A 12,885-nucleotide genomic window follows, 5' to 3' on the forward strand; every position below is an offset into this window, starting at 1 on the left:
CCTGTCAGACTTTGCCAAACACCGCGAAGCCCGCTATCAGCGGCGTTTATGTGCTGACCACATCAGGTTATCTGTATGAGGTTAATACGAAAAAAAACCGGCCATGGCGGCCGGTATTGTGCTTGCCCTTACAGCGCGGGTCGCAGGGTATGAAACTCGCTGTCCGCCATAAAGCCGGGCCAGCGGTCGTCATTGGCCAGCGCGCTGCCAGCCCGGTAATACACCTCGATATCCTGCATGGCACCGCGCAGATCCCACTCCGGGCGGTAGGTGTCGCAGTGGTTGTGGTAGCAGCCTTGCATCAACGCCATCACCGCCGTGCGGCTGGCCGCCACCTCGTCATTCATCGCCTCGCGGCCGCCCCCGGCGAACAACGCGGGCACCCCTTTCTGGGCAAAGCTGAAATGGTCGGAGCGGAAGTAGCCCCCGGCACCGGGGTTGGATTCCCGTGACAGCACCCGCCCCTGGGCCTGCAGCGGCGGCAGCAGGTATTGCTCTAGGCTGGATTGACCCAGCCCCACCACGGTGAAGTCGCGGGTGGGGCCGTAGATGTTGGTGCTGTCGGAGTTGAATACCCCGGCGGTCTTTTCCAGCGGGAATACCGGATTGGCAGCGTAGTAGCGGCTGCCCAGCAGGCCCTGTTCCTCACCGGTGACGGCGAGGAAGGTGACGCTGCGCTTGGGGGTAGGGCCGGCGGCATAGGCCCGGGCGATCTCCATCATGCTGGCCAGGCCCGAGGCGTTGTCCATGGCGCCGTTGTAGATCTCATCCCCCTGCATGCCGATGTGGTCCCAGTGGGCGGTATAGAGTACCTGTTCGTCGGCGCGATCGCTGCCGGGCAGGGTGGCCAGCACGTTGTAGCTGGTGGCGTGCTCAATGGTCTGACTCAGCTGAACCTCAGCCTCCAGTCCAAGGGGCTGATGGGTCGGGCCCTGCAGCGCCTGAGCACTCAGTGCGTCCAGGTCCAGGCCCGCCTGGGCCAGCAGCCGGGCCGCGGCGTCCTTCTTGATCCAGCCCTCGACGGTGGGGTGGGGGTCATTGACACCGGCCAGCCCCAACTGAGTGCCGGTCCAGCTGTTCTGCACCACCAGCCAGGGGTAGGAGGCGGGTTGGGTGTCGTGCACAATCAGGGCGGCAGCGGCCCCCTGCCGACCCGCTTCGGCAAACTTATAGTCCCAGCGGCCGTAGTAGGTCATGGTGGTGCCTTTGAATTTGGCCGGGTCGGCACTGGCGAAGCCGGGGTCGTTGACCAGCATCACCACGGTTTTACCGCGCACGTCCAGTCCCTCGTAATCGTTCCAGCCATACTCTGGGGCGTGGATGCCGTAGCCGACAAACACCACCTCACTGGCGCTGATCGTCAGTTCCGGCTGGGCCGTAAAACTGTTCATTACCATGTCGTAGAGGTAGCGGTAGGATTCACCGCCAATGCTCAGATTGGCGCTCGCGGTGGTGTGTCGCACCATGGGCACCGCCTGCAGGTAGCTGTCGCCATTGCCCGGTGCCAGACCCATGGCTTTAAACTGTTTTTGCAGGTAGTCGAGGGTCAGGGTTTCCCCCTCTGTGGTGGGCAGGCGGCCCTGGTAGCGGTCGGAGGCCAGCTCCTGGATATCGGCCCGGACACGGGTTTCGTCAAAGGCAAATGGGGCAGCAGTGGGAACCTGGCTGCAACCGGTCAGAGCCAGCAATGCCACACAGGCGGTCAGTCGTAACATCCTTGATCTCGTTATTGTTATGTTGGCGTGGTGTGAGCAAACTAGCATGCCCGAGCGACGTGCGGGGGTAAAGCGCACCGGGGATGAACAAATTGTGTGCAACTGTTTCGGGCCTTTGGCGGTCTAACGTTAGCTACGCCCTGTGCTTAAAACCCTGCATACCGAATACAGGAGGAGTGCCTTATGTCTCCCAGCGATCTGTTGGATTCTCCGCTGGTGATCGACGCCAAGCAGCTGGACTGGACCCCAAGTCCGGCCGATGGCGTCGTACGTAAACGCCTGAAGCACAGTGGCCCGGCGGAGTCCGGTATGGTGACCTCTCTGGTGCGTTACCGCCCCGCCTCCCACTTCGACCGCCACTATCACCCCGATGGGGAGGAGATCTTGGTGTTGGAGGGGGTATTTTCCGACGAGCACGGTGATTATCCCGCCGGCAGTTATCTGTTGAATCCCGATGGCAGTGGCCATCGTCCCTTCTCTGAGCCGGGCTGTCTGTTATTGGTGAAATTGCGCCAGTATCCGGGGCAGGGGCGGCAGCAACTGGCACTGGATACCGGACAGATGGCCTGGCAGGCGTTGGATCGTCCCGGCGTGTTCCGCAAGCAACTGTATCGACAGGCAGGGTTTGATGAACGCATCAGCCTGATCCAGCTGCGCCCCGGCACCGAGTTATCGCCGCTATGTCACAGCGCGGGCGCAGAGATCTATGTGCTGGAGGGGGCCGTGGAGGATGAGCAGGGACGTTACGATGAGGGCTGTTTCATTCAGCTTCCGCCGGGATATTGCCACCAGCCTCGCAGTCGCACCGGCTGTGTGCTCTATCTGAAGCAGGGGTAAAAAGGCCCGGAGCGGGCTCCGGGCAAGGTCCAGGGGCTGTCCCTCAGCGGGGCAGCAATTGCCACAACAGCGTGGCTAATTCGGTGTTGTCATGATGACCGATAAAGCGTTCGGCACCGGGTCCGGTGGCCATTACGGCCACATCCACGGCGGTGTGGCCTCCGGTGGTCCAGCCGGTATGGCTGCGGCTGCTCACCCATTGCTGAATACTGTCGTAGAGCGCGTCCCGATCCGTTCTCATCCCTTCCCACTGGGCAAACTGCTCGGCGGTCGGAGTGACGCTGGCAAATTTTGGCCATAAGGTTGCCAGAGTGACATCGTCCCGGTAGGCGTTAGTCAGCAGCCAATCCAATGAGCGATGCACCTCTTTCACCCGCTGTGGCAACCATTGGTAGTGCCCATCCCGGCCCAGGCTGAGACCGCCGGTGGAGTGGTCTGCCGTGATGACCACCAGGGTATCCCCATGCTGTCGGGCGTAGGCTTCGGCCAGCTCAATGGCGCTGGCAAACTCAGCCATCTCCGCCATGGCGCAGGCGATGTCATTGCCGTGGCCACACCAATCGATCTGACTGCCTTCCACCATCAGAAAAAAGCCCGGCTCGGGTGACCAGCTTTGGCGCAGCTGCTGCCACCAGCCGTCGGGGGTGTCGGGGGTTAACAGGGTTAGGGCCTGCTCCAGCATCCGGCGCAGGCGATCGGGGCGGTCGTCATCGATGGCGTGTGGCATTCCCTTGTCGGCAAACAGGCCCAGTACCGGCAGTTCGGTCAGCTGGGGCAGGTCATCAAGGTTGTCGATGTAGTGGTAGCCCCGTTGCTGCATCTGCTCGCCCAGACCGCCGGGAGTCATTGGGAAATAGCGTTGGCCACCGCCGAGGATCAGGTCGAGCAGGGGGCCGCCATCGGCGCTGCTCTGTTGCAGAAACTGTGGGCTGATCTGATCGTAATCGCGTCGGGAGTCGGCGTGGGCCACAAAGCTGGCCGGGGTGGCGTGGGTGACCTGTGCGGTCACCACCAGACCGGTGCGCATGCCCCGTTGCTTGGCGGCGGTGAGCAAACTGTCATGGGGCTGTTTATTGCGATCCTGGCCGATGGCACCGTTATAGCTTTTGTGGCCTGTGGCCAGGGCGGTGGCGGCGGCGGCCGAGTCGGTGACAAAGGTGTCGTCATCCGGGTAGGTGCTGGCACTGCCTACCGTCAGTCGATCGAACACGGTGCGGGGCACCTCGTTGCCTGGCGCCCCTGCAAGATAGTAGCGGTAGGCGGTGGTGTAGGCGGGACCCATACCATCGCCGATAACATAGATGATGTTGCGGGGGCCATCGCTGGCCTGAGCGCTGGCGCACAACAACAGCACCAGCACCAGCCATGCCCGGCGGGCAAGCTGAATCAGAGGCATCGTTACGTCCTTAGTGAAGCCGTCGGGTGAGGGAGATAAGCGGCCCCGTTGCGGGGCCGCTGGGACATCAGAACTTCTGGCTGTAGCTCAGGTAGTAGCTGCGGCCCACCATGGAGTAGCCACGGTCTTCCCGGTAGAAGGGGAAGGAGTCATGCTCGGTGTTGCGCACGTTGTAGTAGGGGGGCAACTCGTCGGTGAGGTTGTTGACCCCAACCCGGACGGAACCATCCCAGGGCAGGCCATAACGCATCGACAGGTTGAGGCGGCCAAAGGCGGCCAGCTTATCGGTCTGCATCTCTTCGATGTTGTCGCCAGCGCTGTTGTAGTAGTCGAACAGGTCGACCCCTTCGGCGGTGCCGGTGTAGTAGTAGCTCAGGCTGGCGGACAGGTCCTCAAGGCTCCAGTTGATGCTGGCTTTGCCCTTCCAGTGCGGGAAGTACTCGGTTTCGGTGTACTCCTCCGGCTCGCTGAACTCGAAGTCCTTCACCTCTTTGCTGAGCAGGTAACTGGCGGAGATCTCAAACTTGAAGTCACCGGCGCCGGTGTCCTCAAGGGCGTAGTTCAGGCTGCCATCCACCCCTTCTGACTTCTCGTAGGCGACGTTGATCGGGCCGGAACGGATGCACATCAGGTTGTCGAAGCCGTTGTCATCGGTTTCCAAAATAAAGCCGACATCCGGCAACTGGTCACAGTTGTCGTACTGGCCGGTGTAGTTCATCTCCGGCTTATAGTCGTTGGGACCGTTGTAGATGTAGGAGGAGGAGATGGTGCGCACGGCGCCATCCAGTTCGATGGTCCACCAGTCCAGGGTCAGGTCGAGGTTGTCGGTGAGGTTGGCGACGATGCCGATGCTGGCGTAATCCCCTTTCTCCTCTTCCAGCGCCAGATTACCGGACTTGTAGGAGGTGTAGCTGTCCTCATACACCTCGCCGTTGGGCAGGTCGTACTCGGTTTCACCAAAGCCGATGGTTTCGCCGGCGTAGATGCGGTGCATGTCCGGTGCCCGGAAGCTCTGGCCCCAACTGCCTCGAACCAGGACATTCTCAACCGGGTTGTACATCAGACCAACCTGAGGGCTGAAGGCGCCGCCCACATCGGTTTCATCGTCGTAGTAGTCGTAACGACCGGCGACAGAGAGCTCCAGACGCTGGGCACCGGTAACGTTGCTCAGCAGTGGTACCAGGAACTCGAGGGCGGCCGCATAGCGGTCACGATCGCCTTCACCACCGGTTCCCCCCATGCCGATGTAGCCGCCACTTTGGGTGGTGTCATCCAGGATGTCTTCGTAGTCCTCGCGGGCCCACTCGATGCTGCTGGCGAAGGCCAGCGGGCCGTAGGGCAGATCCACCAGGTCGCCGGTCAGAGTGGTGGTGAACTGGTGGATGCTGGACTCAGAGCGCTTGCTGGACACGCCCATGATCGCCTCGGCCTGCTCCGGCGTCATCACATCCAGCACGTACCAGCGGCTCGGGTCGGACTCGTTGGGGTCAAAGCTGATGACATCAAGCAGAGCGGCGGCGTCGATCATGTGCTGAGAGTCACGGGAGTACTTGTTGAAACCCGATGACCAGGACACGTCCAGCTCGTAGTCCCCGACGTAGCCATTGGCGCCGAACGCCAGGCTGTATTTCTCGTTGGTGGATTCGTAGATGCGCGGCCCCGGAAACTCCTCCATCCGACGATACACCTTGAACTTGGCGTAGTCGTCCATGCCGGAGCGGCTGTAATCGATGCGGCCGGTGGCGGTGTCCTGGTAGAAGGTGCGGTCGAAGCCTTTCTCATCCTTGTACTTTTCACTGTCCTTGTAGGATGCATTGACCATGGCATACAGCGACCAGTCATCGCTGAGCTCATACTCGGTGTTCAGCACCAGGTTGACCCGGTCATAAGCGGACTCAAGGCCCCGGTCAGAGTACTTGTCGTAACGGCACTTCCGGCTGGAGGAGTAGTCGTACCACACCGCCTTATCACCCAGAATCGCCTCACAGCTCTCCTGGCTGTAGTTGTATTTGTCGTCGTGGTAGAACTCGTCGTAGTCGTACAAGTTGGCGCCCCAGCTGGACGGCAGGGCGTCCCCCCAGCCCCAGTTTTCAGTCCAGGCCCAGGGTTCACCGGTTTCCTGATTCACCAGGTAGGGCGGCACGCTGATGTCGCCGGTGGCGCTGTAGATGCGGTTAAGGCCTTCGGCAAAGTAGTCCTGTCGCTGGGAGGTCAGCAGCTCTTCGGCGTTCTTGTACTCCAGCATCAGCACGGTGTTGGAGCGTTCGGTGTTAAAGCCCTGGGTGTAGGAGAGGGTGAACTGGTCGCGGCCGTCCGCTTCCGGAGCCTCGTAACGCGCGCTCAGGTCGCCACCCTCGTACTCCTTTTTCAGGTAGATATTGACCACCCCGCCGATGGCATCGGAGCCGTAGATGGCGGAGGCGCCACCGGTCAGGATCTCGATGCGGTCCACCGCCGCAGAGGGGATGTCGGAGACGTCAACAAAGTTGTCGACACCACCGGCGGCGGTGGGGAACGCGGCTTGGCGGCGACCATTGATCAATACCAGGGTGCGGTTGGCGCCCATGCCGCGCAGGTTCACTGAGCTGGCGCCGGTGGTGTAGCCGGAGGCCTCATCACCGTCGAAAGAGGCGCCGTTATTGGCGATGGAGGTGGCCAGTACTTCAGAGATGGAGGAGAGGCCGGAGTTGGCGATCTCGTCGGCGGTGATGACCGTCAGGGGCGAGACCCCCTCAACGTCAACCCGTTTAATCCGGGTACCGGTGACTTCAATGCGTTCCGGTTCGTTGGCGCCGGACGCGTCCTCCGCCGCCAGCAACGGGGTGCTGAGTAAGGCCGTGGTAACAGCCAGAGCGATGCGATGTGGTTTCATGATGACTCCCTGAGTCCTGTTGGATGGCAACAACCCAACCACGGTCTGGCGATTTCGTTATTAGGCTCGCATTGAGGCCAGAACCTGGGTGCGGTTCCAAGTAACCCGGGTTGGGGGCAGGGAGACAACGGCAGGTGTTTCTGTTTTTCCCTCGTTTCTCTCTCTATTTAATATCTATCTTTTTGTTATCAGTTGGTTAACATTGGATTCTTGGTGAATGGGGAACAGGGAGTACAGGGGAAATGGAGATACCGGTGGCGTTTCAGCTGGGGGATTGTCGGGTGGATCCGGTCAAGCGAACCCTCAGTTGTGAGAGTCTGGGGACCCTGTCACTGCAGCCCAAATTCGTTGATGTACTGTATCAGTTGGCGGAACACTATCCGGAAGTGGTTAGTCGCGATCACCTGATCGACACCATCTGGGAGGGCAACCATTTTGTCGGTGCCAAGGCGCTGACTAACGCGATCTGGCACCTGCGCCGGGCGCTGGCTCAGGTGGACCCCGACCGTGAGTGGATCGAGACGTTGCGCAAGGGCGGCTATCGCCTCAAGGTGCGCCCCGATCCACTGGAACACAAAGCGCTGAAACCTCTGGAAACCCGGCGTCGGGTTTCCTGGCTGATGCGGGCCAGCCTGGCCCTGGCACTGGGCGTTGGCGCTACGCTGACCTACCTGTTCTGGCACTTTGCCACCACTGATCACCATAAGCTGACCCGGCAGCTCACCTCCCTGACCCGGACTCCAGGCCGTGAACTGTTTCCGGCACCATCGCCGGACGGTCGCTATCTGGTGTACTACTGGAACCGCTACACCCAACCCAGCGAGCTGTATCTCAAGGATTTGACTCAGCCCGACCTGCCCCCACGTAAGCTGACCGACAGTCCGGACCAGGATGGTCGCGCCTATTGGGGGCCCAAGGCGCGCACTTTGGTGTACGCCCGCAGTGGGCGAGATTATTGCCATCTGGTACGCCACCGGTTAGCGACGAATACGGTGACTAAGCTGGCGGACTGTGCGGTGGGCACGGCCGTGGGGCTGGATCTGAGCGTGGATGGCCGACTGCTCGCTTACCTGGGGGAGGCGGAAGATGGCCGTAACCAGATCTTTGTGCTGCCTCTGGATGGGCGCAGTCCGGCGCGCGCGGTGCCCTGTTCGGGCAGTGCTTGTGAGCTGGTTGACCGGGATGTGGCCATTGCCGACGATGGCAAAAAGCTGCTGATCAGCCGTCGGGCCACCAACAGCAAAGAGGTGATTTTTCTGCACCACCTTGAGACGGGGGAGGAGCGCCAGCTTACCTTTGCCTTTGAGGATGTGCGGGGGATGGAGTGGCTGGACGAGCGTCGAGCCCTGTTTGCTTCGCAGCGCTCGCGCATCCGCAGCGGTTATCTGTTGGATGTCGACAGCGGTGAGCGCCAGTCCCTGCCCATCGCCGGGCTCAGCTACCCCCGCAAAGTGCCGGGGCAGCCTCAGGTCGTGTTCCATTCCTGGGACCACGCCAACTACATCAGTGTTCTGGCCCGGGGCGATCTCAACCACAACGAGCCCTATCTGCGCTCGGAAGCCAGTCACCAGGACCCGGCGCTGGAGCCCGGCAGTGGCCGGCTGGCTTATGTGTCGAATGAGAGCGGCTACTACGAAATCTGGCTGCAGGACGCCGATGGGGAGCGGCGGCAACTGACCCGGATGGAGAGCCAGTTGCGGCATCCCGCCTGGTCCCACGACGGCCACTCATTAGCCTTCCTTGGCCCGGGGGAGCAGGGCAACCAGCTTTACGTCATGGATCTGGAAAGCGGGCAGATCCGCGCGCTGCCCAGCCCCTACCGCGACCACTTTAAGCCGAGCTGGAGTCTGGATGATCAGGCGGTGATCGCCTCAGTGCTGGCGGACGATCAGCGGGCGCTGGCCTGGTTCCCGCTGGCAGGCTCACCGAGCCTGCTGACGACCCGACCGGGCCGCTATGCCCAGATGGTGGCGCCGGGGCGCATCTGGTTCAGCGAAGGCAACAGCCGCCATAACGGGCGTCTCTATGAACTGGATATGACCAAGCCGGAGCAGCCGCCTCAGCTGCTGTTGGAACCGTCCCAATTTGGCTTGCCCTACACCTGGGCCCGTCGTGATAAGACGTTGTTCTTTATGCGCCGTGGCGGGGATTATCTGGAGCTGCACCAGTATGACCTGGTGACCGGCAGGAGCGAGGCGTTGATTCGCCAGAGTCAACGGGCGGTGGAGCGCAGTGCCAGTGTCGTGCCGCTGGCGGATGGGCGGGTATTGATGACCCAGACCCAGCAGGCGGAGGTGGACATTCTCCGCCTGCAGGACCCGGTGCTGCGTTAAATCACGTCGATTTCGGCCGCGCAGGGGAAGATGTGGTTGGGACGGAACGGGTGTTTATCCAGGTCATCCATCTTGGAGACACCGGACAGCACCATCACGGTTTCCAGACCGGCCTGAAAGCCTGCCAGGATGTCGGTCTTGAGGTTGTCCCCCACGATCACGGTGTTGGTGGCGTGGGCACCAAGATGATTGAGGGCTGAGCGGATGATCCAGGCGCTGGGTTTGCCGACGTAAAACGGCTTCTTGCCAGTGATCCGCTCAATCGGGGCACACAGGGCACCACAGGCGGGGCTGTGGTTGGGGCCATGGGTGTCCGGGTTGGTGGCAATAAAGCGAGCGCCTTCGGCGACAAAGCGGGCGCCACGGTGGATCATGTCCCAGTTAAAGCTGCGGGTTTCCCCCACAATCACAAAGTCCGGGTTGATGTCGGTGATGGTGAAACCCTGCTTGTACAGTTCGTGGGTCAGGGCGCCTTCGCCAATCACGTAGGCTTTCTTGCCGTCCTGGTGGCGCAGGAAATCCGCGGTGGCCATGGCCGAGGTGTAGACCTGATCTTCCGTCACCTCGATCCCAGCTGCATCGAGGCGGTTGACCAGGTCCTTAGCGGTCTGGGCCGGGTAGTTAGTCAGCAGCACCAAAGGATTGCCCTGCTCACGCACCCGGGCGATAAACTTGTCCGAGCCGGGGATGAGCTTATTGTCGTGCAGCAGCACGCCATCGATATCGCAAATCACACTCTTCATGGGCGTTCCTTGTAACCACTTCAAAATCCTCAGGGTTGGTCTTCACCATAGCGCACTGAATGGCGCAGGCAACCGCTATCGGATGACGGGTAGGTAACTGGGCGGGATTTGCTCAGTATCGGCCAATTGCGATTGTCCAACCACTTTGCATTCTCGCTTTGAGCGGGCACAAAAAAAGGCGCCTGAAGGCGCCTTATCACGAAGACCGATTACTGGGTGACGCTCACATCAAAGCCACGGGAGTCGTCGTAGTCCCAGTGCTCCGACAGGATGCCGTCGTCGTTGCGGACGCTGATGACGAAGTTAAACATATCCACTGCATCGGCCTGCACCAGGGTGTAGGTCGCCTGGCAGGCGCCCCAGTCGCTGATCAGGCCGCTGTCGGCACCGGGGCCAAAGTTGCCGTGGCGCTCGAATTTACAGCTCACTTCGTCGCCATTGGGGTTGTTGATCACCGGCTCCAGCACCAGCGTCTGGCCCACCCGGCCCATCAGGTCTTTGCTGTCGGCGCCGTTGATCAGCAGGGATTGTACGGTGGCCGGCTGTTTGTCGGTATCCAGCTTCAGCCAGATCTCCGCGCTCTCGCCATTGGGGATGCCATCGGTCCAGGTGGAGTACTGCACCTTGTAGACATAACGCGGCGCCGCCAGGGTGCCGTCGAACAGGATCTCATCGCTCTCTGACGTCACGTTGTCGTGACCCAGGCCCATGTAGGAGAAGTAGCTCTGGCGCTCAGCCGGGCCCTCAACCTCGACCCGCAGCCACAGTTGGGCGTCCACGGCGACCGGCGTCTCTGGCTGAACCAGGAAGTAGGGGGGCTGGTCGACGTTCTCATACACCTCGTCACCCACCATCACTCGCTTGATGGTCAGCGGCTCGGCCTCGACATAGTCGGCCATTTGCAGGCTGAAGTAGGCACGACCATCCACCTGACCGTCAAAGCCCATAAAGCCATCGTCGTTGAAGTAGAAGAACTGGATCCCCTTGGCTTCGCTTTGGGCATCGGCTTCGGTGATTTGGTAGGTCATCTCAAAGCGACCGTTGTTGCCCGGCAGCACTTCGGGGGACTGGAAGTCAGGTTCGTTGTATGCCTGAAGCGGACGCTGATTGGGATCCTCCACCACTATGGCAAGGGTGACGCTGTCGCCGATGGAATAGCCGTGCTCCGGCCAGGCATTGGCCTGCTGAGTCAGGGTCTCCTGAGCCACACCATCCACCTCAATCTGGGTGATGATGGGGTCCTGGTGCATGCGGAAGGCCCCGATGGAGTCGTTAAATTCGTCCAGGGTGATCAGGGTGCGGGTCCAGATTTTGGAACCGTCAATGGCCAGGGCATCGGCCTCAAGGCGGTATTCGCCGGTGGGGATGCGTTCAAACTCAAAACGGCCGTTCTCGTCGGTGACGGCTTCGAACTCGCCATACTTACCGGTCAGCTTCACCGGGACACCGGACAGCAGCACGCCACCGGTGTCAGTAAAGGAGAAGTCCGGCAGGTTATCACCGTCGATGTCGATCAGGCGGTCGGCCACCATATCGCCGTCCACGTCGATATTGAGGTCGGCTTTATAGTCGAAGTTGAGGTCGATATTGACGTCGGCCTTAGCATCGCAGTTGGTGTCCACGTTGAGGTGGATACCCTCGTTGTGGGTCAGCAGGTTGATGTTGGCCCAGCCGTCATTATCCAGATCGATGTTGTAGTAGAGGTTGCCCTCTTCGTCGGTCAGGTTCAGGTCCGGCTTGAGGTCGCCGTCAGTGTCCAGGTTCCAGCGGGCTCTGGGCACTTCGTCGTTGTAGCGGTCGCCGCAGACATGCCAGGTGGCCAGATCGGCCTCGCCTTGTTCTCCCTGGGCCAGCAGGTCAGCAAAGTTATGGGGACGGCTGATGCGGGCCATCGCGGCCGGGTTGAACAGGTGCTTATCGGCCTGCAGAGTGCCCTGCATAGCCAGGCCAGAATCCTGGCCTTCATCGGAGCTGCCGCCACCGCAGCCGGTCAGCAGCAGGGACAACGCAATCATGGAGAGAGAGTGACGAATCATCGGGGAGTCATTCAAAAACCGCCTGCAGAGGCCGCCGGCTGCGGAACCGTCCCGGTTCGCAACGTGCTGTCGGACTGCATGGCACAGGGTTGCAACCGTCCATGGTGGGGTAGGGGGCTGACAGATCAGCAAAAAGTGGCGGAAGAGTAGGGCAAGTCCGGCTTCAGGTCACCGTCGAATGTGGGAGTACAGATGCGCTTTGTGATCCCGATCACCAGAGCGCGGGTGGGCAGTCAGAGCGCGTCAGATGAGGATAAAAAAAGGGAGCTCAAAGGCTCCCTTTCTTGAGGTGCGGTGTCGGCTCAGTCTTCAGAGGCGTAGCCAGCAACCGGCAGCACTTCGCCGTTGAACAGCGCCTTACCGTCGGTCATGGTCAGGCGGCCCTGGGCGAACCACTTCACCACCAGCGGGTAGATGCGGTGCTCCTGGGTGTGCACACGCTCGGCCAGGTCGTCGGCGTCGTCGCCTTCGAATACCGGCACTTTGGCCTGCAGAATCACCGGGCCACCGTCCAGTTCCGGTGTTACGAAGTGAACGGAACAGCCATGCTCCTCGTCACCGGCATCCAGCGCACGCTGGTGGGTGTTGAGGCCGGTGTACTTGGGCAGCAGTGACGGGTGGATGTTGAGCATCCGGCCGGCAAAGCGGTTTACGAAACCTTCAGACAGGATCCGCATAAAGCCGGCCAGCACCACCAGGTCAACATTGAGCTGGCTCAGCTCAGCGTCGAGGCGGGCGTCATAGTCCTCACGGGATTCACCAGCCTGGGGGGCAACCACCAGAGCCGGGACACCGGCTTCTTCGGCACGGGTGAGGCCGTAAACGTCGGCCTTATTGCTCACCACGGCCACCACCTCACCGTTGATCTCGCCCGCCTGGCAGGCGTCGAGGATGGCTTGGAGGTTACTGCCGTTACCGGAGATCAGTACGGCGATGCGGATAGCGTTCATCGA

The 12,885-nt window shown here is 61.1% G+C and carries 8 protein-coding genes; 2 read left to right on the plus strand and 6 right to left on the minus strand.

From position 1 onward, the window contains the following. Positions 1-128: 128 nt before the first annotated feature. Positions 129-1,715 carry a M28 family metallopeptidase gene (locus FBAL_RS06385; RefSeq protein WP_013344760.1) on the minus strand — a complete coding sequence of 529 codons (1,587 nt, stop codon included), beginning with the start codon at positions 1,713-1,715 and terminating at the stop codon, positions 129-131. Positions 1,716-1,898: 183 nt separating this feature from the next. On the opposite strand from FBAL_RS06385, the gene FBAL_RS06390 reads away from it, so the two are divergent. After that, entirely contained in the window at positions 1,899-2,552 is a 654-nt protein-coding gene (locus FBAL_RS06390) for a cupin domain-containing protein (RefSeq protein WP_013344761.1), read from the plus strand. A gap of 43 nt (positions 2,553-2,595) precedes the next feature. Here the strand turns inward: FBAL_RS06390 and FBAL_RS06395 are convergent, their stop codons facing one another. Then, positions 2,596-3,948: an alkaline phosphatase gene (locus tag FBAL_RS06395; protein WP_013344762.1), complete on the minus strand. Its 1,353-nt coding sequence runs from the start codon at positions 3,946-3,948 to the stop codon at positions 2,596-2,598. Between the two features lie 67 nt (positions 3,949-4,015). Beyond that, a complete protein-coding gene (locus FBAL_RS06400; protein ID WP_013344763.1) occupies positions 4,016-6,820 on the minus strand; it encodes a TonB-dependent receptor domain-containing protein in 2,805 nt (934 codons plus the stop codon). Between the two features lie 242 nt (positions 6,821-7,062). Here FBAL_RS06400 and FBAL_RS06405 point away from each other — a divergent pair, with 242 nt between their 5' ends. Further along, a complete protein-coding gene (locus FBAL_RS06405; protein WP_013344764.1) occupies positions 7,063-9,153 on the plus strand; it encodes a winged helix-turn-helix domain-containing protein in 2,091 nt (696 codons plus the stop codon). Here the strand turns inward: FBAL_RS06405 and FBAL_RS06410 are convergent. The 3 genes from FBAL_RS06410 to purN all read right to left on the minus strand — a co-directional run bounded on the left by FBAL_RS06410 (position 9,150) and on the right by purN (position 12,882). Next, positions 9,150-9,896, minus strand: coding sequence for an HAD-IIA family hydrolase (locus tag FBAL_RS06410; RefSeq protein WP_013344765.1), 747 nt, complete (start codon positions 9,894-9,896; stop codon positions 9,150-9,152). The genes FBAL_RS06405 and FBAL_RS06410 overlap by 4 nt on opposite strands. A 209-nt stretch (positions 9,897-10,105) precedes the next feature. Continuing rightward, positions 10,106-11,932 (minus strand): carboxypeptidase-like regulatory domain-containing protein, encoded by a 1,827-nt coding sequence (locus tag FBAL_RS06415; RefSeq protein WP_013344766.1) that lies wholly within the window; start codon positions 11,930-11,932, stop codon positions 10,106-10,108. 302 nt (positions 11,933-12,234) lie between these two features. Further along, the gene (gene purN / locus FBAL_RS06420) at positions 12,235-12,882 is read right to left on the minus strand and encodes a phosphoribosylglycinamide formyltransferase (RefSeq protein ID WP_013344768.1); all 648 of its coding nucleotides are present in this window, start codon (positions 12,880-12,882) and stop codon (positions 12,235-12,237) included. Between the last annotated feature and the right edge of the window lie 3 nt (positions 12,883-12,885).

It is taken from the genome of Ferrimonas balearica DSM 9799 (genome assembly GCF_000148645.1).
GTDB classification, from domain to species: Bacteria; Pseudomonadota; Gammaproteobacteria; order Enterobacterales; family Shewanellaceae; genus Ferrimonas; species Ferrimonas balearica.